This is a genomic window from Fulvivirga sp. M361 (assembly GCF_007097395.1).
Lineage (GTDB): Bacteria > Bacteroidota > Bacteroidia > Cytophagales > Cyclobacteriaceae > Fulvivirga.
The window spans coordinates 225,743-250,829 of sequence record NZ_VKDC01000009.1; the positions used below are offsets into that span (position 1 = coordinate 225,743).

Here is a 25,087-nt window from a genome sequence, read left to right on the forward strand (position 1 = left end):
AGGCGTACAGCCTAAAGTTTAAAAAATAGTTAGTTAAAGGTAATAAAAATGAATATAAAGTGTTAGTGTCTTAACGTTCAGGGATTGAATCGGTTTATTCTTTTCTTTGGCTTCCTCTACTCAGGTGTTAAAATGCCTATAACTTCTATTTTTTGCGGCTCAATTTTTTTACCGTGGCTTTTTTTATGGGGCCCTTTTTTCTTGCAGCAGGTCTCGGACGTTTTTGTTTGGATTTTTCCGGTTCACTTTTGCCAAAATTGAAAGCGTCGTAAGAGACATATACGGCGATGCTAAAATAGATCAGGATAAAAGAAACCAGTACCATGTCTTTTTGTCCGAAATTCAGCTTTCTCCTTACACCGGTGGATCCATAGGCAGGCTGAGTGTTCAATACCATAATATCCAATAACATTTTTGGTACTGCCAGGTGTTCCCGAACAAACATAGTGAAGTTCATACTGCCTTTGGCCTCATAACCTACTGCATCCACCCCAAAATACCATGACAGGAAAAGTGCGCGTTGTAAATGGAACCCCTGGCTCACCACAAGCAATCGTTTCAACCCAAAAAGACCCTTGGAACGCACAATAGAATCCAGCGTTCTAAAACCGGCAAAATCAAGCTTGATCAACTTAGCGGGAACTCCCTGAGCTACCAGGCTTCTCATCATGTCCTGTGGTTCATTGTAATCTTTTTTACTGTTATCACCACTTATTAATATTCTGGATATGAGGCCAGCTTTGTAAAGTTCCACTACGGCCGTTATCCTATTGGTGAAATAAACGTTTTCACTCTTCCCGTCGGAAAGAAATTTATTCGTACCTAACAATAATATGGTGTATTTGCTTTCGGTGAGCTCTGTCGTATCACTGGCTATTCTGATATTCGAGTAGAAGTCTACGATGAGGTTGGCCATGAACATGAAAAAGAACATTGTAATGAACAGACTGAGTTGCCTTCTGAGAAACCACATCAGACCGTCCCAAAAAAAGTTGCCATTATAAAACTTGTCCAGCTTATGCAATACCAGGTAATCTACAATACCATGCATTACTAAAATGGAAGCTGCCAGGAATAGGAATCCGAGAAAATTCCACCCATCCGCATGACTGAAGTATCCTATAAAATCTGTCCAGACAGAGGTGAACGTACGATGACCTTCGCCTACGTCATCAATGAGCGTATTAATATCACTATAGTAAAATGGAATAAGAAATATAAGGATCAACAGAACCGTGATCAGCAGGAAAAGGAGGAACTTTAAGCCTTTCATCTATGATTTTTGACGAATTCTGAACAGAGCTTGCAAACCAAATTGGTCATCTATCGTTTACTCAATTTATTGATGATAAAGATAACACTTTCAGGATCATACAGCGCGCGGTGTAAGTTATTCCATGAAATTTAATCGCATTGCAGATTCCCCTATTTCGCTTTGATCCCGCATTTTATTTTTTTATTCTATGATACTTTCTTCTTCAGAAACATTTATACTTTTTTCTTTGTATTGAAGTTGAAAACAAAAAGGAAATGAAGATTACACATCCCTATACATTTAATAAGGAATACCAAAAAGCAGTGGCTTACTTCAGTATGGAGTTTGCCATAGATCAATCACTTAAAATATACTCCGGTGGGCTAGGCTTTCTGGCAGGTTCGCATATGAGAAGCGCTTATGACCAGAAGCAGAATATGGTGGGAATAGGAATGCTTTGGAAGTATGGTTACTATGAACAAGTAAGAAAACCTAACAACGAGCTGGGTGTACTAAATCAAGAAAAACACTACACCTTTTTACAGGAAACAGGTATTGAATTAAGTGTGATCGTACATGATCATGAAGTAAAGGTAAAGGCATTTTATCTTGACCCGAAGATCTTTGGAACGGCGCCAATGTATTTTCTCTCTACTGACCATCCTGATAATGATCACTTATCACATTCCATTACCCATAAGCTATATGATGACAACTTAGCTACCAGAATTGCCCAATACATTATTCTGGGAGTGGGCGGGGTAAAATTGTTAGAGGCATTAGGGCACGAAACAGAAGTGTACCATCTGAATGAAGCGCACGGCTTACCGGCTGCTTTTTATCTGTTAGAAAGACTTAAAACGCTGGATAAGCTAAAAAAACAGCTTGTATTCACTACTCACACACCAGTAAAGGCCGGGAATGAGGTAAATGACCCGGCGCTGCTCGAAAAAATGAGTTATTTTCATCACCTCAGCGCACAGGAAGTAGAAAAGCTTGTCGGCTTTGAAAACGGTAGCTTTAACCATACGCTGGCAGCTTTGAGAATGTCAAGAAAGGCCAACGCCGTATCGAAGAAGCACCAGCAGGTGTCCAATGTAATGTGGGGAGGTTATAAAAAGATATGCAAGATCGAAGCGATAACGAACGCCCAAAATAAAGACTATTGGACAGACATTGAACTGGAAAAAGCCTATCAAAAGGGCAATAGTAAGGCTTATGATAGTCGAAAGAAAAAATTGAAAGTCCAGCTTTTTGAGGAGGTGGCAGACCAGACGGGTAAGTTATTTGACCCTGAGATCCTCACCATTGTTTGGGCACGAAGATTTGCCGGTTATAAAAGAGCGGACCTGGTCTTGAGGAGGATGGAGCAGTTTACCGAATTACTCAATGGTGCTAAGTATCCGATCCAAATAATCTGGGCAGGAAAACCTTATCCGCTGGACGAGGGCGCTGTAAACACTTTTAACCACCTCGTCCATTTTACACGTCCCTATTCAAGAGCAACAGTGCTGACAGGATATGAACTGAAATTATCATCACTCATGAAGAAAGGAAGTGATATTTGGCTTAATACTCCGCGTGTTCCCATGGAAGCTTCAGGTACCAGTGGCATGGCCGCTGCTATGAACGGGTCGGTCAACTTTTCTACTAACGACGGCTGGGTATTAGAATTTGCTTGTCACGGTAAGAATAGTTTTGTAATACCGGAAGCAAACAAATCTTTCAGCCAGGAGAAACAAGACGAACATGATGCGCATCATCTCTTTGATATATTACAAAATGAGATTTTGCCGACCTATTATGACCAGCCGGAAAAATGGATGCAAATAGCCTGGCAAGCCACAGAAGATGTGCAGAAGGGTTTTACTTCAGCCAGAATGGTAGATGATTATTACAAAAAACTTTACGCCAGGTAGCTTTAAACAATATAATGGATCATGTTAAATGTAATGAATGGGCTATAAGTGCTTATTCATTATATTTGGCGCTAAATTCAGCGTCATGTTGCTACTTGAAAAAGTATTTTCCGGGCCTCTTTGGCTGGTCATTTTTGTAGTATTTGTCTCCGCTTGTCAACATGAAGCGGACAAAATTGAAACTACAGGTTACAACAAGTTTTCCGATCCGGTCATAGCACATATCTATGATTACCAGGATCAACGTGATACGAAAGCGCTACTTGCTTTTTTCAATGAGGAAGATACTGATTACCGTGAGGCTGCAGCGTTGGCTTTTGGCTCTGTTCAGGATACTGCTGCCATTCGTCCCCTGGGGTTTTTGTTAAATGATGAAGCAGCACGGGTACGTCGTGCGGCAGCTTATGCTTTAGGGCAGATGCACGATACCCAGGCCATTGATCTGCTTTCCGATGCACTGGTGGTAGAAGATTCAGCTTTTGTCCGAAAAGAACTGATGGAAGCTTTGGGTAAGGTAATTACTATCAACAAGATACATCTACTGCTACAGGTAAAAGTGAGCAGCGACCTGGAAAAAGAGGGCCTGGCATGGGGCCTGTACCGAGCCGGTATCCGGAATGTGCATGATGGGGTTTGTATTGACGTGGCGTTGAGTTTACTGGATACCGTTAACACTTATCAGACGCGCCTGGGCGCTGCTCATTTTTTTTCACGTAGCCCGAACCTGTCCCTGGTAGGTCGTGAAGGCTTATTAGTGCGTGCCGCTGTCAATGATCCTTCTCCGCATGTTAGAATGGCGGCTACATCAGCATTGCGAAAAGCTGTAAGTCCTAAAGTGGGGCAAAAGCTTGTGGAAGTAATCTCCAAAGATCCTGACTACCGGGTTCGTGTAAATAGCATTCGTGCTATGGAAAATCTCCGTCATGATCAGGTAAACAAGAGGCTTTGGGAGTTACTGGAAGATGAAAACAGTAATGTGGCTGTTGCCGCGGCTGAATTACTAGCTACCCAATCGTCACCGTTTGATCAGCAACAGATCTTATCTGTCACTAACCGGCGAGTGAAAAGTTTGCTGTTAGCAGGCATGCTTCGTGTGGCTGGCAATCAGGAAGAGGTAATTTCTACGATCAAAAATGAATATGAGAATACTTCAGCTCCCTATTATAAGGCAGGTCTTTTGCGGGCTTTAGGGAACTCCATTCACAGCACATTATTTTTGAAGGAGAGGGTAATGGAGGAGTCTTCAAAACCCATTCGGACAGCTGCGATTGAAGCCTTGATTAAAATAAGAACGGATGAGAATTTTCCTGAATCTTCCCAGTCTATGTTTGCCCAACTGTTCAAGGAAATCATAAGTACCGGAGACATTGGGGCCGTGGCCTTAATCTCTAATGCATACTTGAATAAGGAGTTGAATTTTCAGCGGGCCTACAAGGATTTAGAGTTTCTTTCCGTTGTGAAGGCCAAACTATCCTTGCCAAAAGACAATGAAGCTTTGCAGGTATTAAATAAGGTTATCGGCTACTTTAAAGAGGAAGAACCTGAAGAAACAAGAAATACATTTAACCACCCTATTAACTGGGATGAAATACGGAAGATCAAAAAAGATCAAAAAATGCTCGTAAGCACTGAAAAAGGGGATGTGGTTCTTCGTTTGTTGGTGGAAAAAGCTCCGGGCTCCGTACTTAACTTTATGTCACTGGCAGATAGCGGTTATTTTAACGGGAAAAATTTCCACAGAGTAGTTCCGAATTTTGTGATCCAGGGAGGTTGCAACCGGGGTGACGGCTTTGGAGGTGAAGCCTACTCCATCCGATCCGAACTCGGATTAAAACGCTACGGAGAAGGGGCCGTAGGCATGGCTTCTGCCGGCAAAGATACCGAAGGGACACAATGGTTCATTACCCACTCACCCACACCACACCTGGATGGACGCTATACGCTTTTTGCACAGGTAGAAGATGGAATGGAGGTAGTGCATAACGTGGAGGTCGGAAATAAGATCATTGAGATAAAGAAATTGGACTAGTGTTGAAACGATGTACATTGTGTTAAGCACTGCTCCTCAATCCAAAAGTCAATTGGACTAATCCTGAAACACACAACCTATATATGTCAAAACCAATACAATCACAGAAGTTAGGAATTCTGGGCGGAGGTCAGCTTGGCCGGATGTTAATTCAGTCTGCTATGGATTTTAACATTGATGTTCATGTACTTGACCCTGATGAAAATGCGCCCTGTAAAGACCTGGCCACGTCATTTACAGTAGGTAAGCTCACGGAGCACGATATAGTGTATGACTTTGCCAGGAGCTATGACATAATTTCTATTGAAATTGAAAATGTAAATACGCAGGCACTCAAAAAGCTTGCGGCAGAAGGTGTGAAGGTCTATCCGCAGCCTGAGGTTATTGAGTTGATCCAAAACAAGGTGAAGCAAAAGCAATTTTATGCCGCTAACAATATTCCGACCGCTGCTTTTGAAGTGACGCAAAGCAAAGAGGATGTTATCCGTAAAAAGGCATCACTTCCTATGGTCAACAAGCTGGCAACTGAAGGGTATGATGGCCGGGGTGTGCAGATATTACGTGAAGTAACAGACCTGGATAAGGCATTTGATGCGCCTGGACTGGTTGAGGCTTTGGTTGATTTCAAAACAGAAATAGCGGTTATAGTGGCGAGAAATGAGAAAGGTGAAGTCACGGCTTTTCCCGCTGTAGAAATGGCCTTTCATCCTACCGCCAATCTGGTAGAATACCTTTTCGCCCCGGCAAATATTTCGGAAGAAGTGCGTAAAAAAGCGAAAGCAATAGCGATCGAAGTAATTGATAAACTCCAGATGACAGGCCTGCTGGCCGTAGAAATGTTTGTAACAAAGGAAGACGGCGTATTGGTGAACGAAGTAGCTCCAAGACCTCATAACAGCGGTCATCAAACGATAGAAGCCAATATCACATCGCAGTATGAACAACACCTGAGATCAATCTTCAATTTACCATTGGGAGATACCAAACAGATACTCCCAACGGCTATGGTTAACCTGCTTGGAGAGGAAGGGTATACAGGTGAAGCTATTTATGAAGGTATGGATCAGGTGATGGCCCTGGCCGGTGTTCATGTCCACTTGTATGGAAAAAAACTAACGAAGCCATTCAGGAAAATGGGGCATGTGACAATAGTAGATGAAGATATTGTTCGTTTAAAGGAGAAAGTGCAATTTGTAAAACAAACACTCAAAGTAATCGCATCATGAGCAATCCACTTGTAGGAATTATTATGGGCAGCCAGTCAGACCTGCCGATCATGAAAGAAGCCGCAGAAATGCTGGAAGAGCTTCAGGTACCCTTTGAACTTACCATAGTGTCAGCGCATCGCACACCGCATCGTATGCTGGAATATGCTGAATCTGCGAAATCCAGAGGGCTAAAAGTGATTATAGCAGGAGCGGGAGGAGCGGCACATCTTCCCGGTATGGTGGCGTCTCTCACCACACTACCGGTTATTGGAGTACCTGTAAAATCAAGTAACTCCATTGATGGATGGGATTCCGTACTCAGCATACTTCAAATGCCTGGAGGAATACCCGTGGCAACAGTAGCGCTGGATGGCGCAAAAAATGCCGGTATTTTGGCAGCTGAAATGATTGGGGCTTTTGACATAGCCATCAGCGCTAACCTGGAAACGTATAAAACAGGCTTAAAAGAAAAGGTGCTTTTATCCGTAGATGAGGTAGCTGCGAAAGGTTGGAAGTGAGTTTTTTTGCTTGAAGTCCGTGGCTTTTTTTAGAAAATGGATTCTATGGAAGATTAGATATGCGACTATCCATTTTCTTATTGATCGGGCTTTTTGCTCAAATCCAAAGTAGCGCACAGTCATTTAAGCTTCCTAAAGGAGGACGATTAAGTCAAAAATGCAGGGATTGCATCCGACTTTTAAATAAGAAGTCTGATGACATCATGTACGGTGTCACGCACGACGCCGAAGACCTGTATTTCTTAGTCACCGACCCCGAATGGTTCGACTTATTAATAAGCAAGCCCAGGGACGGATTAGCCATTGATATCATAGATAAAGAACAATACCCTTGCGGTTCGCCTAACCAACCAAAATCTGAATACATTCGAGGGTTCGATTTACCACCGGTCTACAAAAAGTACCTTGACGCAAATCGTAATTATACTTTTAGAGGGGACCTGATTATTAAAGTTGGTGAAATACCACCTGAATTTTTTGGTAGAGAAATTGAATTTAACATCATCGTACTTCAAAATCGTCGTTATTGTCATTATCTGAGTAATCATGCCATAGGAGGGCATAAATGGGAACTCCTGGAAACGGGCCTGTTTGCAGACACACTGGCACAGCTTTCGGGCCAGGACAGGGCCATAGTACTCGATAAGAGTTTTCAGTTTGAGATCCCCTTTGAAAAAAACAAGTATCAATACCATGCGGATGATATACAACCTATCTACGATTCACTTCTATTCTACAAATACCACATAAACTCAATGGAGATAGAAGCTTATTCATCTTTGGAGGGAGGTAAGAGCCGCAATCAGCTGCTGCAGAAAAAAAGGGCCCAGTCCATTGTGCGGGTTTTTGAATCATTCCAGCGAGATACGATCCAAACGACCATTAAAACTTCAGAGAATTGGGTAGATTTTTTCAACGATATCGAGGGTACGCCTTTTTCAAACTGGCAGTCTCTTAGCAAAGGCGCTATAAAGAGAAAACTGAAAGACCCGAAAATACTGGAACAATTGGAGCCTTTGCTTTCAGACCATCGTAAGGCTATTATTCGCGTGAAATTGGAGAAAAAAATAAATTTGACATTTAGCGACCAAAAGGAGTTGGTACAATTATTTAATCAATCTATTCATGCTGACAATGTCTCCTATGCACTGGAAATCCAGAGGTCTGCTTACCAATACGTCCAAAAAAACGTATTCCCGGATAACCTGATGCAGAAGCTGGAAGTCCCTCTGGCCAGACCATTTGCCCTTTTGTACAACAATAAAATTGTTTATGAATATCTACAGCGTTCTGATGAACTGCAGGCAGCTTTGAGCGAGTTTGAAAAATTACTTGAGATAGTGCCTGATAATCCGCAGGTGCTGTACAATATTTACTCACTTCGTTTGAAATCGTGGGGCCTTAATGCTGAGGTGTCTTTTGATAGAAAAGAACTTTTGAAAGGGTTAAAGAGTCTGGAATCCAAAGGTCTCAACGCTGCGCTAGCCAATAGGCTTTTGATCAATTACTACATTTTATTAAGCGAGAAATATCAGCATCAGCGAAAGTACAGGTTAAAAAATGATCTGCTCAAGAAGATATATGCGACCTATGAGAAAATTGATCACAATTCAGATGATGCACTAAGCATTGCTAAATACCTGGTGGGTTATCAAAAATACAAATGGGCGATCTCTTTGCTAAAACCATATCTGAATGACATTTATACTCCGGAAGACCTGCTCTTCTTTTACATAAATCTGACCATTGTTAAACCCAAACCGGGACATCACTCAAAATATAAGGCACTGCTTTTAAATGCTATCAATAAAAATACTTCCCGTTTTTGTGGGTTATTTGACCCTATGATGTATGGCGGAGTTTCATTTCAATTGCTGGAAGATGTTCAATTAAAAGAACTCTATTGTTCTTATTGTCAATAGCTTTATTTGACATAGTTTGCCTGAAATTTCTTCATGGCTTCAGCATTTCCGAGTAATATGAGAATGTCTCCCTCGCTGACTACTTTGGAAGAATGCGGATTGAACATAAATCCCTTTGCATCATCTTTAAAAGCAATAATGGTAGCACCACTCTTATTGCGTATGTCCAGGTCCCGGATGGTTCTGCCTCTGAATTCTGGTTTTAGGCTGGAATAACTCACTTCTTCAAGTTCGAGTTTGGAGCCTCCTACTCCACTAATAAGGTCCAGAAATTCTATAACAAAGGGTTTTGTAATGAGATGTGCCATATGCACCCCACCTAAATAATCAGGCATTACTACATGGGCTGCGCCAGCTCTGTAAAGCTTTTTTTCAGAGTTGATTTCCGTAGCCTTGGCAATAATGTGAACATTAGGATTTAGCTCACGCGCTGTCAGGGTGATGAATACGTTGTCAGAGTCTTCACGCAAAGCGCTAATAACCGTTGAAGCGCGTTCAATACCTGCTTCAATGAGTACTTCATCAAGTGTGGCGCTGCCAATCAGAAAATGAAATTTTTTATTGTCAGATACTGCTTCAATAACAGCCGGATCTTTTTCTATTACTATGAAGTTCTTACCTGCTGCATGGAGTTCTTCGCAGGCCATGGCGCCATTCTTACCATAGCCGCAAACAATAATATGGTTAGTTAACTTTTTCATTTCTCGGGTAGAGGCAATGTTTTTAAAGATTTTACGCAGTTCTCCTTCAAACAAAAATGAAGATATAACTGATATGATGTAGGCAAATATGCCAAGATTTACGACGATATATATAACGGAAAAAACCTTTCCATCCGCGCTGAGAGGCTGCACCTCATTGAACCCTACGGTAGAAAAAGCTAGTATGGCCATATATGCCGCGTCGATCGGGGAAAATTCTTCTATGATCATATAGCCGAATATTCCGATGACCATGCTGACGATAAATAATACTGTAGCAAAAACTAATTTACGGATGTCTCGCCGTAGAAGTATTGTCATGAGGTTAAGATATTGATATTGTTTATTCTATCCAATTTTAATAATTTGACCTTGTGAAGGTAATAATGATCTGTAAAACTCCAGGTTGTTATCTTCGATTTTAACCATTCCCAATGGATCTTTCAAAAAATAACTGGTTCAGAAAGCTAGTACATGATCTTTTATCCGAAGAAGTTTTACTGCCCTTGGAATACATGTATTCAGATGAGCCTGTCTATCATATTATACAGCCCACAGGGTTGATGTACGGACTACCTACCAACAGTGGTAAAGCCACAGCTTGTGACAAAACGAAAGAGATGGCTAAGGTCCAGCTGGCAGCAAGTATGGTCAATATTTATAAAATTTCGGAACAAAACCAATCTAAAAGTAAATATGATCATTGCCTTAAAATGATATACAGTTTCTATAAGGGGCTGTATCCTGACCTTACGCCCTCTGCTAAGAACTGGATTGGAAAAAGTCGTGATGCAAGCACACTATGCGAAATAGTATTTGATAAAAGAATATCCAAGCTTATTCAGGTGGATAAGCAAAACATTTGGTCCTGTTTTTTCAATAACTCACAGTTATTCATTGATGTATTTTTATTTCGCCTCTACTATATCGCTTCCGGAGATGATACCTTGCTGGAATATCTAAGGCAACAAAAAGATGAGATAGCTTTCACCTCATTAAAAGTGATAGCAGCCGCGGCACATGCAAATAAAAAGGTGGTAAAAGAAGAACGTCACCTTTTTGATGTCTTCATCAACAATAAATTCCTGTCCAACGAAAAAAAGAGGATTGCTCTTGAATACCTGGAACATGGTATCGGCATACAAAAAATCACCATGGAAAATTCCGACTCATGGGTATTGAAGAAATTCTTCTTAGAGCTGGCCATTGTCACCATTTGGTCAGACCAGGTGTTGGACGATATGGAAATACAATTCATAAAGGAGTTTGCTCAAATGATGGAATTGGGCAGTGCTGACAGAGAATTGAGTTTACTGGCCGTTGAGGGCTTTTTCATTGAATTCTGGAATAGTCTGAACCTGGCTGCGGATAGATTAAGTCTTGATGTTATTCAGGAATCTTTTTTAAACAGGCTTAATTACATGATATCTTCCTATGACCATGAGATCATCCGTAATATCAAGAGTAATGAAGAGCTGGTGTGCCTTTTCAGCAAAGCTTCTACCTCTGAACTTGACTCCGAAGAACGCTTTTCATTTAATCATGGTCTTATAAAAGCTGTTGAGAGCCTACCCGTTTTCAGGTTTATACACCTGCCCGAAACATTTTTAGATTACAAAAAAATATTGAAAATACTACCGAAAAAAGTGGTCCAGGCCGTGTTACTTTAATTTGTCTATTCTTCGTTATCGGCCTTTTTAACTTCTGCCCGCGGAATGATCAATGACATTACAACGGAGCCAATCAAAGTAAGGATGATAACAGAGAAAGAGGTTACAATAGGTACATGAACGTTAAATATCTCTAATAACATTTTAGCACCGATAAAGATGAGTATGAAGGAAAGTCCCTTCTGTAGCAGGTAAAATTTATCGATAATCCCTGCCAATAGAAAAAATTTAGCCCGCAAACCAAGTACAGCAAAAATATTGGACGTATAGATGATGAATTCATTTTGCGTTATAGCAAAAGCTGCAGGGATGGAATCCACTGCAAAAATAAGGTCAGTAGTTTCTATAAGCACAATGACCAGAAACAGCGGCGTAAAGAGCAAACTTCCGTTACGCCTCAATATGAAGCGACCCCCAAAGTCACTTTTAGTAATATTCAAATATTTTCTTGCAAACTTAAGGATGGGATTCTTACTGGGATCAATCTCATCGTTTTCGTCCTCAAAGAATATTTTAATGCCGGAATACACTAGAAATACCCCAAAAATATACAGTATCCAATAAAATTGACTAATGAGATATGCCCCCACAAAAATGAAAACAGCGCGGAATACCAGGGCGCCAAGGATACCCCAAAAAAGAATATTATGATAGTATTCTTCTCTTACTTTGAAATACCTTAAGATCAATAGAATAACAAAAATATTATCGACTGATAATGCATATTCTGTCAGGTAAGCCGAAAAATATGTGAGTGATTCTTCGGTTCCGCCGCCGTTGGCATAGATCATATAGCCAAAAGCAACGGATATCACTACCCAAAACACAGACTGCCATAGTGCTGACTTGGTAGATATGACGTGGGCTTTTTTATTGAAAATACCCAAATCTATCACCAGAAATAATAAGATTATAACTCCAAAAATGGAGAAAAGAAGGGGTTCATAAGAATTATCAAACAAAGAAATTAAAAGCATTCTGGACGTGTTACCGGACTGTGTGCCGAGAACATAAGGAATGAACCCTCATTATTACAAGTTTCACTAATAAACAACTATCAAATTTAGTAAAATAAATGAAAGCATGAAGCATGTAATATTTAATATTGAAATGTATTTAAAGAATATTGTTTAAAGTGCGGAGCATGTATCACAAACCCCTTGTATAAGGAGGTTCTTTTCTGCACTGGTGAAACCTGCCGGAAGTGTGATAGGCGGTATGTCTATTTCATCCAGGCATATAGTTTGGCCACAGTTACTGCATTTGAAATGAACGTGTTCATGATGATGATCATCAGTTCTACATCCCTGACACAGAGCATATTTAGTTACACCGGCATCATCCAGCACTTTATGTATAAGGCCTTTATCTAAAAAGGTTTTCAATGTTCGATAAACGGTAACTCTATCTATCGAAGGGTTGACGTCTTTTTCGATTTCTGAATGCGAAAGAGCGTGTCCTTTGGCCAGCATTATCATCAAAACCTCCTTACGACATGAGGTACTTTTTAAATTCAAATCTTTCAATAAATGCAGTGCCTCCATAGGTATAAAGATACGTAAATCAGACTAATTGAAATTGCAGTTTTAGCAGATGATTATACAGCCCATCTTCACGCATCGACAGGTCCTTATGTGTACCTGATTCCACGACCTCGCCTTCTTTGATCACGTAGATATTGTCGGCCGCCCGAATGGTGGCCAACCTGTGAGCAATGATGATGGTGGTACGGTTTTTCATAAGCTCATTCAAGGCCTGTTGTACCAGCAATTCTGACTCTGCATCCAATGAGCTTGTGGCCTCATCCAAAATCAGAATGGCTGGGTCTTTCAATATCGCCCTGGCGATGGCTATACGCTGACGCTGACCTCCTGAAAGCTGGATACCCCGCTCACCAACCAAGGTGTCCATACCCTCCGGAAAACCATTAATGAAATCAAGTGCATTGGCACGTATGGCGGCATCAGTGACTTCCTCTATTGAAGCCCCCGGCCTGCCATACGAGATGTTTTCTGCGATAGTGCCTCCAAACAAAATTACCTCTTGTGGTACAATACCGATATTTTTCCTGTAGGCATGCAGATCATAATGACTGGCCGGCTGGCCGTCTATCATTACCTGACCATCATATTCCATATAATAGCGCATAACCAGCTGGATAATGGTGGACTTCCCCGCGCCACTTGGGCCTACCAACGCTACTTTCTTCCCTGAAGGCACATGCAGATCAAGTGATCTTAAAACGCTTACATCACGCCTTCCCGGATAAACAAATGAAACATTGTTGAAATGTATTTCACCATGTAATTTTAGCTCATGGGCGCTGTAGGTTCCATCACTTTCACCTTGCTCGTTAATAATTTCCAAAACACGCTCAGAAGCTCCTATAGCTCGTTGCACCTGCCCATAAATATCTCCCAGGCCAGCGATAGAGCCTCCTATAAAACTGGTATAAAGCACGAAAGAAAGCAAGTCACCCACTGTCATGTTTTGTTCGCTTACCAACGTAGCGCCATACCACATAACGGCTACAATGCCTCCGAAAAGTGCGAAAATGATGAATGAGATAAATGCCCCGCGGTAGGTGGCCGTTTTTAACGCAACGCGTACCATACCACTAAGTGCTGTTTCATAGCGTTTCCTTTCCAAAAGCTCATTGGTAAAAGCTTTCACCATATTTATGGTTTGAAGCGTCTCCTCTACGATCACGTTACCCATAGCCAACTGATCCTGAGTTTCTTTGGAAAGTTTGCGAATGTATCGTCCGAAAACTAACGCACTTATCACCAGTAAAGGGAAAGTAGCCAACATAAACAACGTAAGCCTGGGCGCAGTATAAAAGATCACTGCTGTGCCGATCACCAACGTGGCAGTCTGACGGAACAGCTCGGCCAGGGTTGTTGAGAATGTATCTTGTAACATAGACACATCAGAGGTGATACGACTCACCAGCTCACCTACCCTTCGGCTGTCAAAAAAAGTGGCAGGAAGTACCAGCATCTTACTGAATACGGACAAACGCATATCAGCCATTGACCTTTCACTTACCTGTGCAAAGAAATAGACTCTTAAAAAAGAAAAAATGCTCTGCACCAACAATACGCCAACCAGTGCGTAAGTGATATGGTTAATAGATGATAAAACCCATGTTTTACCCGAAGCAATATCAATTAGTTTACCGGCCAGGTAAGGAAACCCCAGTAGCGTTATACTACTGAATACCAGGCAGATCATACCTATAATAAATGTACCTCTATAGGGAAGTACATATTGAAAAACACCCAGAAGCTTTTTAAGATTACCCTTGTTCAAGGATCTTTTTTCACCTTCATCCAGCGCCTTCTTCCCTCTTCGTTTAGACATGAATAGTTGTAGTTGGCATTTTCGTGCAAATCTATCCAGATATTATGATATGACAATCATTAGTTGGAACGATTATCGACCTGATGATGACTACATTGCGTCAACACACCTTGTACTTGTAGTGTATTTGTAGTAAAAAGTTTAGCCTCTTCAATGAAGTAACCCCTTTCTTTTTTTGGTTAACTTTAGCCGGCTTAATGTTCTCAATATGAAAAACTTTAAACGGATATTGGTTGGTCTGGACCTATCAGAGCTGGACAAAACGCTTTTAGAATACACTTCAATGCTTTGTAAGGCCAAAGAAGTTGATGTAATCTACTTCTTTCATGTGGCTCGCTCCCTTGACCTGCCTGAAGAAATTACAGAAAAATACCCGGACTTGCTGGCACCCATTGATGAAGGTATCGAAAAACAGATCCAGGATAGGTTAGATCAGTATTTCAGTGCCAGGGAAGAAGTAGAAGTTAAGATCATTGTGAAAGAAGGTAATGCAGAAGACAAGATATTGCGTTGGTCTGAGATCAAAGGTGTTGACCTTATTGTATTAGGCAAAAAATGGTCACTAAAAGGCTCCGGGGTGCTGCCAAGTAAGTTGATCAGGATCGCCCATTGTTCCGTATTAATGGTGCCTGAGTCCAGTAAGGCTGAAATTAACAGCATTATGGCGCCGGTTGATTTTAGCAAAACATCGGCACTGGTGTTGCAGGAAGCTTTTGCACTTGCCCAGGTGTTCGAAGCAGAAGTTGTCCTTCAAAATACGTATCATGTTCCCGTGGGCTTCCATGCCAGTGGTAAAACGTATGAAGAATTCGAGTCCATCATGAAAAAGCATGCCAGGGCCGATGCCGCAAAATTTCTTTCCGAAAACTCATTCGCCGCGAACAACGTGAAGCAGGTATTCACCCTGGACGATAACGATGAGCCTGCAGACAAAATATATGCGGAAGCTAAGGCACAGCACGTAGACCTGGTAGTGATAGGATCACGCGGACGTACTGGTCTGGCCGCTATTTTATTAGGAAGTGTGGCGGACAAGATCTGCCAGCATGATGCACGTATTCCGTTACTTGTTATAAAAAATAAAAAAGAGAATATGGGCTTTTTGGATGCGCTGTTAAGGATTTAGTCATGGCCCACCTTTACAGGTCATGGTGTTAAAGATGAATGTTACTGTTTCCCATCTGGCTCCCAGTCGAAATAATCATCTTCTTCCAGCTCTATGGTTTCCTGTTTTTTGAGCCCTTTATTTTTGAAGGCTTCCTTGAGCTCTTTTACTTCCTTTTTCAGGTCGCTGGCAATTTTCTGTTTTACGGCGTCTTTATCATAGACTATCCGGTAATCTGCAGCAGTTCCTACTATTTTCAGGTATAACAGGCTTCTCCCATTTCCATCTTCTTCTATAGCGCCAAAAGCCTCATCCTTATCTACCTTCCTGGTACTTCTTAAAGGGGCTATGACCCTGTAGTCAATTTTTTGATTAAAAGTATGTGTACCGCCGATCCTGAGTTGAGTCACATTGGACTGTATCTCCATTTGAGGCAGATAAATGGTTTTATCCTGGATAAAAAAGTCGTTTTTTATTTCCGAGAACGTCAGGTGGTCCAGCTTTTCCGCATCCACGTAACGCGCCAGGCGTTGCATAGGCTCAAAGTTATTTAACTCACCACCAATAATTGAGGCAGACACATTGGCCATTAACGTTTCAGAGAACAAAGTTAATTTCTCATTAAAATCCATTGTTGCTTTCACCTCTGCATTCACCCTGCCTTTCAGGTGCCTGTCTCTTAAAAAATCCTGGTTGAAATTCTCCAAAACATAGAAAGCACTGTCCAGGTGTACCCCTGCTACCCGGAAGGAAGTATTCACTTTAATGTCTTTACTGTTTTTAGCATCTACCAGACCGGCCATATGCACTTTCCCACCCATAGAGGAGAACGAAAGCTGATCGGTGAGTGCCACTTCATCTTTTATTTTGAGGTCTCCGGAAATATTCCGGGCCAAAAAACGCCGGAATTTTAGTGACTTGACGTCGCAGTTAAACTTTAGCCGTAAGCGAGGCGATAAGCCGAAAACGTAGTCTGAGTTTTCCTGATCTGATTCGCTTACGCTTAATAGCTGGTCCATATCTACAAAGTCGGATTTCAGCGTAGATTCGATGCCTACCGGTTCATTTTCAAAAAGAACATAGGCGATGATGTTCTTGAAAAAACCATTCAAAAGAAAATCGGTATTACCAAATTTCCCGCCGACATTGCTTAAAGCGAGATCGTTGTCATTAAAAAGCAAGTTGCCATTTAGCGCCGTCAAAGGTAATCGAACCTCCTTCAATGCCAATGACACATTTTTCAGGTCAATGTCTCCCGACGTTTTTACCCTGGACGTGGCAGACTTTCTTTTTAAATCAGACAGGTATCCGGTAAAAGAAACATTCAGCGCCAGATTACCCGCTGCTTGTAAGATATTTTCGGGGCTGTAAAACTTAAAGACAGAATTGATGTCTAGATCCCCTTCAAAATCCATTTTTACATGAGGAGCATTGAAATCTTTGTACATAAGGTTTCCGCTAAACGGGCGCCCTTCCAAAAGCCCTGATATATTCTTCATTTCCAGGTAGTAGGAAGAAGCCTTACTGAGATCGTCTGCGTGAAATTTTCCCCGGGTTCTGGCCCTGGAAATAGTGACATCCTGTTCAGGGTAGGTGAGGTCACTGTCAATGAGCCCAAAATTTATGTCTAACACAGGTGAATGTTGATTATCTATCCGCCCTTTCATGACCATATCAAAATACACTTCCCCGGAACTACGGTAGTGAGCAAAGCGCTGTGACGTTTCACCGGGGAGCAAGGATAAAATCGTTTGAATGGTGGTATTCTCCCCTTCCAGGTTTAAGTCGATCATAGGGTGCTCTTTAAACTGATAACCCCCGTAAACGATAAAATCAGAACCAGCTACATTGAAGCGTGAGGAATTAAAATCTATGCCCTTTTCAATATTATTATAGACCACTTTGGCAGTCAGGGCAATGTCCTTTTCTTCTACCCAGACTTTATTTTGCACCAGTAACCGATCAAAATTAAAATCACCGGAAGTCCGGATGTCATAGATATCCCGGGCAACATTAAGTCTGGCCTCGGCCTTAGGGGTGGAAATGTTCATATATACCTCCGTTCTGGCATTAGAGTACCTGAATTCTACCTGGTTTAAATAAACCTTCGACAAGTCGAAGGTCACTTTGGCCGTATCTCCTGCACCCGTTTTCTTAACGATGTTATAATTGACCTCACCTTTTTCATTCACTTTTAAATGTGCCTTAGCATTGTTCAGGTGGATCTCTTCAATAATGTATTTTCCCTTAAGCAGGTTGAAGGGATTAAAAGTGAAATCTATACCAGAGGCATCCAGCATGGCACTGCTACTGTTTGAATAGCTTTCTTCAATCAGCACATCCCGAAACGTAAGCGATACATTTGGAAAGTTGGTAAGTGCTGATACTTCTATTTTACCGACATGTATAGGTGTATTAATGGTTTTGTTGGCCTCACGAATAAAATGATCGATCAACTGATCTTTGTACAGAAAAGTAGCAGCTACGCTGGCACCGATGATCGTAATGACTACGACTGCGGTATATACAAAAATTTTCTTGAGGATCTTTTTCAATTTTATCACTGGAACAACCTGCCTACCGGACCGGCAAGCTACTTTATTGTATGCTAAACTTCAAACGGCATCAAGTGAATTAAATTTTAAAGTTTCAAAACATAAACACTTGCATTCAATAAAAACTATATTACATTTGCATTCCATTTCGCAGAAGAGCGATGTATTACAAGTTAAAGGGCGCTTAGCTCAGCTGGTTCAGAGCACCTCGTTTACACCGAGGGGGTCGGGGGTTCGAATCCCTCAGCGCCCACAACATTGAAAAACCCGTCTAAAATCAGTGATTTTAAACGGGTTTTTTGTTTTTAGATTCGAAATTTTCAGTACCACGGGTAGTGGGAGAAGGGTGTTGTTAACGATCAACTAAAATGAGTATGCGTCCCAGTTGCCCACGCTGGTTGTAGAATGTCCTACAATCCATTATTGGCCTAGGACGTCCGCCCGTTTGGTATGAAGAGATTTAGATTGTATCGAAATAGCCTCATAACAAACTTTACGCACTTTCCAGTTTTCTCACCGTAGCCGTTAATTAGTCCAGCCGCACTACCTTGTTATTATCAAGAGCATACATTAAATCTACATGATAACGGACAGGCATTGTTGAAATAAGTGAATCTCCAATGCATACCTATAGCGATCTCATTCCCGACATACTATCTACTTAGATAGGTGCTAGTGTCGTGTCAATGCTCAATTGACGTTTATAGTTAGATTACAAACGCTATTTGCAGTGTTGGAAAGTTCTCGGCCAGTCAGCAATCTGCAAAGGGCAGTAGGCAAAAAAGTGGAAGTTGTCCTGTATTTTTTTGCCTACTGCCTTTTGCCTACTGCCTACTTTAAGAATGAGACCTAAAAAATAGTGTAACCGCCATTTGAGGTGTGACATGACACTAGAATATTGACCAAAGTTCATAGGGATACAAAATATAGTAATGATTAAAGCCCGAGCGGACGCTCTATCCTGTTGTAGGTCATAGGAAAGCTGCGCTTAACCAACGACCAGATAGGATAGTTGGGTTTGAAAGAAAAACAGCTCCGGGTAATGCCATATCAAATATGACACTCCATTTCTTCCTTCTTCTTTGTCATCACCGGAACATCAACAAAACAATCATTCAAAATGCCTCAGATCCTGCGGAGTAAACGTCCATTCCGGAGTATTAATCGTTTTACTGTTCAATTCATACCAGGGGCTAAGGTCATCGTTCATTGGGTTCAGAAGTATTTGGGTATCCTGAGCAGGCATATAGCTTTGAGCCAGCAGGTAGACCTTTTTTCCGTTGGCAGGATTTATTGCCATATCCACCACTATTACGGCATGCCCATAAGGGTTTTTCTTTTGGATCAGTACATCCCCAATTTCCATATTCATGATGTCACGGGGTTTCATTTCATTGTGCAGAGACCTGGTGTTGGCATATGAAAAAATATACCGCATGTATTTTCTGAACGTCGGGTAGGAGTAATCCCCATTGACATAAGTTGTATAATACCTGGATTTGCTATCAGAAACAAAGTCAAAATGGAGGTTTGAATAATCCTTGATCTTATAAAGGTATTCGCCGCGTAGGCGCATGACAGCGTCAGCACATTGCTGCAAGTCCTGCTGGTCCAATTCCATATCTACAACGGCAGCATAAACACTCCTATTGACCTTTGGAAGGCCATTGTAGTAATATACCAGATTCCCTGAAGATTTTAAGGGCAAAGTACGCAGGTAATGTGCAAAAGAACCGGATGATACAGGTATTCGCTGGTAGCCTTTAGGCGGGATTATACGTTTTTCCAGTATGCTTTCGGCCTCATGAATCCATTCGGGGTTAGCATTTTGCCCCAGGCATGATGATAAGACAAAGCAGCCTGAGCAAAGTAAAAGCACTGTGATACACCCTCTAAGACAAAATCGTTTTTCCAATGGCATGAAAGAAAAAACGGATAACTGCTTAATTAGGTTTAGTATTCCGTGACATTCAGCATACTGTCTATTTGTTCCACCACAGTACCTACTATTTCGTTAGGAATAGGTACCGTCAAGTTATAATGACTGATCTTCCAGCCCTCCACACTTTTTGTTAAAACCCCGGTGCCCCTGCTTGGTCCAAGGTTAGGTGTACTTAATGTTTCGTCAAACCAGGCCGTTTTGCCGTCATCAGAGAGGTAGATATACCTTTCATCCGGGGAAAAACTCCAGGCCTTACCTCTGTCAAAATAAGGTTTACTCCAGGGTTTAAATTCGGCGACGGTCCATCGTTCTGTAGCGTCCGTGCCCATAAAGATGGAGCTGTCATCTTCAAAATATCCAAAGTAACGATCGAAATCAGCATCGGAAGCCGCCTGGTGCCAATCGTTCAATACATTATGTATGTCCTTTTTTATGGCAGGTTCATTGATGGTGTCCACTTCCATTTTACAAGCGGAAAGCACACCTATCATTACTATCAACAGCTTTTTCATTGTTTTAAATTAGTTAAAGACCGTGTCTTAAAACGTCTATTCCCTCATATATTCATACCCCTTATCAATACCCTTTTGGATAGCCGGCACCCCTTCTCCCATCCATTTTGGCATGGGTTCATCTTTCAGATAGTGATCAAAGAATTGTTGCATTCTTATATTGAAATCCCGGATGTTCTGCCATTTGGTAGGCCAATGAGGTTCTTCATTGTAGTTAAGCATCCACGATGGCTTGTTCAGACGTCTGAGCGACACGTAGAATTCAATGCCCTGGTACCAGGGAACATGCCCGTCCGCATCGTTATGCATCAGCAATAGAGGTGTTTGGATCTTATCTACAAAGAAAATAGGTGAGTTTTCGATGTATCTCAATGGATATTCCCAGAGTGTACCGCCTATCCTGCTTTGCGTATGTTCATACTGAAACATACGGCTCAGTCCTGTCCACCAGCGTATACCTCCGTAAGCGCTGATCATATTGGATACCGGGGCGCCTGCCTCTGCTGCCGCGAATATATTGGTTTTGGTGACCAGGTAAGCAATTTGGTAGCCTCCCCAGCTATGTCCCTGCACGCCGATGTTGTCTTTATCTACAAACCCTTCACTGATCAATTGCGTCACTCCGGGAATGACCGCGTTGTAGCAACTTTCTCCAGGGTACCCGGTACGATAAACGATGTCAGGTACAAAAACTACGTAGCCCCGGCTGGCATAAAACGTAGGATTAATGATGGACCTTATCGGTACGGCACCCCAATGACGATTAAGCTGATGGGAATTGCGTTCATAGAAATAGGTGATCATGGGGTATTTCCTGGCAGGATCAAAGTTTTCCGGCTTGTAAAGTAACCCCTCCAGCTCAATACCGTCCAGTGACGTCCATTTGTATACTTCCACAGAACCAAATAAAAGGTCTTTTTGCTGTGGATTAGCCTCACTGATACGGGTTATTTTTTTAAAGGTAAGGTTAGAAGTGAGCATATCCGGAAACAACTCATGGTGTTGTTTATTGAAAAACACAACGTCTGCATTTTCAGCTTTAACCGGACGGGAATAGCGATGTTTGCTGTATACCAATGACTTTAGATTCTTCCCGGATCTAAGCTCGTAATATCCCTCCTCACGAGTGGTTTCGTTAAATGCACTGAGCAATATTTTCTTGTAATCAATGGCACGGTTTTCAAGGTCCAGGTCCAGGTACCTGAAACGTGTTCTATTTGTTCTTCCTTTGGTCAGGTTAACCGGAGCAGCATTATTCTCAGGGTCTACCTGCCATATGTCATATCGGTCGTAGATGAGTATATAAGTATCGTCGACAGTCCAACCGGCTATACCATAAGAAGACGGCAAGTTTGGATTGTCGTTCAGCTCATTGGCCATCGACGTGGGTATCCTGGATGAAACCGGGTTAGTTTTGCCTGATTGATGATTGTAGGTATACCAGGTGGAATCAACAGCATTGTACCAGTAGAGATATTTGCCTGATGCAGAAATATTGCCGTTACCCCGGACATCCTGAGCGACTAATTTATGCTCTCCGCTATTTACATTGATGTAGTAAAAATCATTATGTCGCGGCCACCCTTCCCAGGAAATGTATTTCTGATAAGGCAAATTGGAGATGCCCATAGCATGGTCCGCATTACCATCATCCGCCAGGCGGACCTCGGGTAATGTGTTAAGCCCCAATTGATGTATTGCATTGGTGGAAGTATTCATCACCGCTGTATAACTTCTCTTTTGATCGTCTTCCAGCTCTACATTCTGTTGGGTATGAAGCCTGCTGTCCTGGTAGTTCCATATTTCTACATTTACGATCTCTTCAGGAAGGAGTGTAGTGTCCTTGACCACAGGTGGAGGTGAGGTGCCGAAAAACAGCCTTGAACCGTTATCAGAAAAATAAAGATTACCATGTTTATTTACCACCCATCCATCAGGCTTTTCCCCAACATCATTATTCGCTTTTACCCGGGCAGAATCCATTCCGGGCTTCCAGTACCTGAGCTCTACATTTCTTACCAGGGCTTTGGTAGTATCAAGATCAGACAGAAAAGCAACCTGCTTCCCATCTTCAGATAACGCCAGCTGCTTGTATTTACCTTTACTACGTGTCATAGGTACGGTAGATTTTTCTGTGACATCATAATAGTAAACGCCTGGAAGTAGTACGCTATCTATACCGGTAGTATGATACAGCAGGGCCTTCCCTTTTTCTGCAAACAAATAATCCAGCACATATTTCAAAGTATCCTGGGTGCCATCTTCCAGGTTTCTTACCACCAGGTGGTAGCCGTTTTCTTTACTAACTTTTTTCTCTTTTTTCTTCTTTGGCTTTTTAACTTTAGTGCTGTCATTGCTGTGTTTCGTGGTGTCCTTTTCTATACGTTTTTCTTCCAGCTTGTAAGCAATGTGGCTGCTCCACTTTTCAGGCACTTTAACGTTCTTGACCCTTGGTATTTTCCAGAGTGTTTTGGTTTGCAAATTGTAGATACCCAGACTGTCTTTGGGCAGTTTTTTTTCTTTTACCTTCTTCCGCTTCAGATCATTGAGTGAGTCAAGCGCAGGTTTGATCGTGAAGATCACATATTTTGAATCCCAGGTGAAACGTGCACTTTCTGACCTGGAAAATGAGGCAATCTCTTTTCCCCCGGTCTCGGCGATCTTTAGCGTGACATCACCTTTACCAGGCTTAAGATGGTACAATACGTATTTACCGTTAGCAGCTATTTGTTCACCACGCAGACGATTCCATGTATCAAAATCGTCATGGTTCATAGGTCGTTTTTGTGAAAATGTGATGCCTGAAATTAACAGTAAAAATATAAGGGACAGGAGATTTTTGTAATGCATAGCACAGATTTTAAGCAAGAAGTAGTGAAGGTAGAGACGAATTGCTTACCATACGTACTATTTTTACTTGAGAGGCGAGTCAGGAAGTATGCCGCGGGCAATATAAACTCGTACTAACGGGCATCTTAGTGGTTATCCCCTTTTGCTGCTTGTTTCAACGGTTCCAACAACTGTCCGAGCCCGTTGATCTTTATTTCATAAATGGTAGACAGTAACATACCGATTTTTCCTTTTGGAAATCCGTTGCTATGAAACCATTCGAGATAGTAAACCGGTAAGTCACATAAGATGGTATCCTTATACTTGCCAAAGGGCATTTTCATCCGCACTAACTGCAACAATATTTCCGGGTCAGGCTTCAGTTCGTTGGTGTTAAATTCATTCATGTAGATATCAAAAGAATCAAATTTTTAATAGCTCTTTCCAGGTCCCTTTTATACGATTATACTTAAGCGTACTCGGTAATGCTTTCCACCAGTATTTGTTCAATTCCACGGCAAAGCTGGGTTGCATATAGCAATTTATGGTGCAACCCTCACATTCAGGTAAGCGGCCTTCCAGCGCGACAAGTTGTTGCACTTCTTCCGATTGATATAATTCATAAAGATTATTATCAATGTTGAATGCTTTTAACCCAAGGTGGTAACAAGGTAACACCAATTGGTTTTCAGGAGAAATAACCACGGTAGAACTGGCGGCTTTACATACCGGATCATGGGTGTTATTACCTCCATCCCTTCTGAGTTGTATAAAACCATCGTTAAGATATACTCCTTTTCGCTTACCCCAGGAAGATAGTTTATCCAGGGTTTCATTGGAAAGTGAGGGGCCGCTTTCTACCTGGTTATAATCGAAGATCGGGTTTAGAATGAGCACCAATCCGTTCGGCCTGCATAGGGTAGTATAGACGGTTTCGATCTGATCGATATTATTTTCCATGGCAGTAAAAAGAATATCGGGACGTTCTCCCAATGCCCTGGCCAGGGCAATGGAATTCATCAGAATATCGAAACACGCTACTCCCCTGGATGCATCATGTTCCTCACGGGTAGCGGAATCCAGGGAAAAGTGGAGCATGTCTATTTTACCGGCTAATTTTTCAGCCCATTTTGGATAAAGGAGTCCGTTGGTAGTGAGGGTCGTAATAAAACCATAGCTTTTGGCCATTTCGAGTAACTTATCTATCTCGCGGTGCAGTAATGGCTCACCACCGGTAAAATCAATGACTTTTACGCCTAATTTTTTTAGTTGGGCAAAATTTGCCTCGGCCGATTTCAGCTCTACATAAGGAGACGGTCGTTCCCAGATATCACAAAACGCACATTTCGCATTACAACGATACGTAACGTAATAATTGCACAACACCGGATGTGATATCAGCCTCATGGTATGAAGGTATGTATTTTCCAATGGAAGCAAACATGCTGCAACAAGTTATTTGGATTATTGCTTTTCAGCATATAAATCCTTCCAACCATCTGCGTAATTTACTTTTGAAAGCAATGCGTTCGCTTATTCCAACCAAATTTATCAACTTT

The 25,087-nt window shown here is 41.8% G+C and carries 18 protein-coding genes and 1 tRNA gene; 8 read left to right on the forward strand and 11 right to left on the reverse strand.

Features of this window, described 5'->3' with window-relative positions:
• Window positions 1-145: 145 nt before the first annotated feature.
• Window positions 146-1,273: a vancomycin high temperature exclusion protein gene (locus tag FNH22_RS13020; RefSeq protein WP_143398828.1), complete on the reverse strand. Its 1,128-nt coding sequence runs from the start codon at window positions 1,271-1,273 to the stop codon at window positions 146-148.
• Between the two features lie 257 nt (window positions 1,274-1,530).
• Here FNH22_RS13020 and glgP point away from each other — a divergent pair, with 257 nt between their 5' ends.
• From glgP to FNH22_RS13045, 5 genes are all read left to right on the forward strand, one after another.
• The gene (gene glgP, locus FNH22_RS13025) at window positions 1,531-3,174 is read left to right on the forward strand and encodes an alpha-glucan family phosphorylase (RefSeq protein ID WP_143398829.1); all 1,644 of its coding nucleotides are present in this window, start codon (window positions 1,531-1,533) and stop codon (window positions 3,172-3,174) included.
• Window positions 3,175-3,259: 85 nt separating this feature from the next.
• Entirely contained in the window at window positions 3,260-5,203 is a 1,944-nt protein-coding gene (locus FNH22_RS13030; protein ID WP_185154214.1) for a peptidylprolyl isomerase, read from the forward strand.
• A gap of 83 nt (window positions 5,204-5,286) precedes the next feature.
• Window positions 5,287-6,429: a 5-(carboxyamino)imidazole ribonucleotide synthase gene (locus tag FNH22_RS13035; RefSeq protein WP_143398831.1), complete on the forward strand. Its 1,143-nt coding sequence runs from the start codon at window positions 5,287-5,289 to the stop codon at window positions 6,427-6,429.
• Entirely contained in the window at window positions 6,426-6,929 is a 504-nt protein-coding gene (gene purE, locus FNH22_RS13040; protein ID WP_143398832.1) for a 5-(carboxyamino)imidazole ribonucleotide mutase, read from the forward strand. The genes FNH22_RS13035 and purE overlap by 4 nt, the downstream gene beginning before the upstream one ends.
• A gap of 59 nt (window positions 6,930-6,988) precedes the next feature.
• On the forward strand, window positions 6,989-8,851 hold the full coding sequence (locus tag FNH22_RS13045; RefSeq protein WP_143398833.1) for a hypothetical protein: 1,863 nt from the start codon (window positions 6,989-6,991) through the stop codon (window positions 8,849-8,851).
• Between the two features lie 2 nt (window positions 8,852-8,853).
• On the opposite strand, the gene FNH22_RS13050 is transcribed toward FNH22_RS13045, so the two are convergent.
• Window positions 8,854-9,873: a TrkA family potassium uptake protein gene (locus FNH22_RS13050; protein ID WP_255518045.1), complete on the reverse strand. Its 1,020-nt coding sequence runs from the start codon at window positions 9,871-9,873 to the stop codon at window positions 8,854-8,856.
• Window positions 9,874-9,986: 113 nt separating this feature from the next.
• On the opposite strand from FNH22_RS13050, the gene FNH22_RS13055 reads away from it, so the two are divergent.
• The gene (locus tag FNH22_RS13055) at window positions 9,987-11,222 is read left to right on the forward strand and encodes a TerB family tellurite resistance protein (protein WP_143398834.1); all 1,236 of its coding nucleotides are present in this window, start codon (window positions 9,987-9,989) and stop codon (window positions 11,220-11,222) included.
• 5 nt (window positions 11,223-11,227) lie between these two features.
• Here the strand turns inward: FNH22_RS13055 and FNH22_RS13060 are convergent, their stop codons facing one another.
• The 3 genes from FNH22_RS13060 to FNH22_RS13070 form a co-directional block, all read right to left on the reverse strand.
• Window positions 11,228-12,199: a TerC family protein gene (locus tag FNH22_RS13060; protein WP_143398835.1), complete on the reverse strand. Its 972-nt coding sequence runs from the start codon at window positions 12,197-12,199 to the stop codon at window positions 11,228-11,230.
• A 153-nt stretch (window positions 12,200-12,352) separates the two neighbouring features.
• Window positions 12,353-12,766, reverse strand: coding sequence for a Fur family transcriptional regulator (locus FNH22_RS13065; RefSeq protein ID WP_143398836.1), 414 nt, complete (start codon window positions 12,764-12,766; stop codon window positions 12,353-12,355).
• 19 nt (window positions 12,767-12,785) lie between these two features.
• Window positions 12,786-14,585 (reverse strand): ABC transporter ATP-binding protein, encoded by a 1,800-nt coding sequence (locus FNH22_RS13070; RefSeq protein WP_143398837.1) that lies wholly within the window; start codon window positions 14,583-14,585, stop codon window positions 12,786-12,788.
• Between the two features lie 208 nt (window positions 14,586-14,793).
• Here FNH22_RS13070 and FNH22_RS13075 point away from each other — a divergent pair, with 208 nt between their 5' ends.
• Window positions 14,794-15,711: a universal stress protein gene (locus FNH22_RS13075; RefSeq protein WP_143398838.1), complete on the forward strand. Its 918-nt coding sequence runs from the start codon at window positions 14,794-14,796 to the stop codon at window positions 15,709-15,711.
• A gap of 41 nt (window positions 15,712-15,752) precedes the next feature.
• Here FNH22_RS13075 and FNH22_RS13080 read toward each other — a convergent pair whose 3' ends face one another.
• Window positions 15,753-18,245 carry a DUF3971 domain-containing protein gene (locus tag FNH22_RS13080; RefSeq protein WP_143398839.1) on the reverse strand — a complete coding sequence of 831 codons (2,493 nt, stop codon included), beginning with the start codon at window positions 18,243-18,245 and terminating at the stop codon, window positions 15,753-15,755.
• 178 nt (window positions 18,246-18,423) lie between these two features.
• On the opposite strand from FNH22_RS13080, the gene FNH22_RS13085 reads away from it, so the two are divergent.
• A tRNA-Val gene (locus FNH22_RS13085) sits at window positions 18,424-18,498 on the forward strand.
• A gap of 858 nt (window positions 18,499-19,356) precedes the next feature.
• Here the strand turns inward: FNH22_RS13085 and FNH22_RS13090 are convergent.
• The 5 genes from FNH22_RS13090 to FNH22_RS13110 all read right to left on the reverse strand — a co-directional run bounded on the left by FNH22_RS13090 (window position 19,357) and on the right by FNH22_RS13110 (window position 24,935).
• Window positions 19,357-20,166 carry a DUF4846 domain-containing protein gene (locus tag FNH22_RS13090; RefSeq protein ID WP_143398840.1) on the reverse strand — a complete coding sequence of 270 codons (810 nt, stop codon included), beginning with the start codon at window positions 20,164-20,166 and terminating at the stop codon, window positions 19,357-19,359.
• 32 nt (window positions 20,167-20,198) lie between these two features.
• A complete protein-coding gene (locus FNH22_RS13095) occupies window positions 20,199-20,699 on the reverse strand; it encodes a nuclear transport factor 2 family protein (RefSeq protein ID WP_143398841.1) in 501 nt (166 codons plus the stop codon).
• Window positions 20,700-20,735: 36 nt separating this feature from the next.
• Window positions 20,736-23,549 (reverse strand): S9 family peptidase, encoded by a 2,814-nt coding sequence (locus tag FNH22_RS13100; protein ID WP_143398842.1) that lies wholly within the window; start codon window positions 23,547-23,549, stop codon window positions 20,736-20,738.
• Between the two features lie 125 nt (window positions 23,550-23,674).
• On the reverse strand, window positions 23,675-23,935 hold the full coding sequence (locus FNH22_RS13105; protein WP_143398843.1) for a DUF3820 family protein: 261 nt from the start codon (window positions 23,933-23,935) through the stop codon (window positions 23,675-23,677).
• A 16-nt stretch (window positions 23,936-23,951) separates the two neighbouring features.
• Window positions 23,952-24,935, reverse strand: a complete 984-nt coding sequence (locus tag FNH22_RS13110) for a radical SAM protein (protein WP_143398844.1) — start codon at window positions 24,933-24,935, stop codon at window positions 23,952-23,954.
• Window positions 24,936-25,087: the final 152 nt, after the last annotated feature.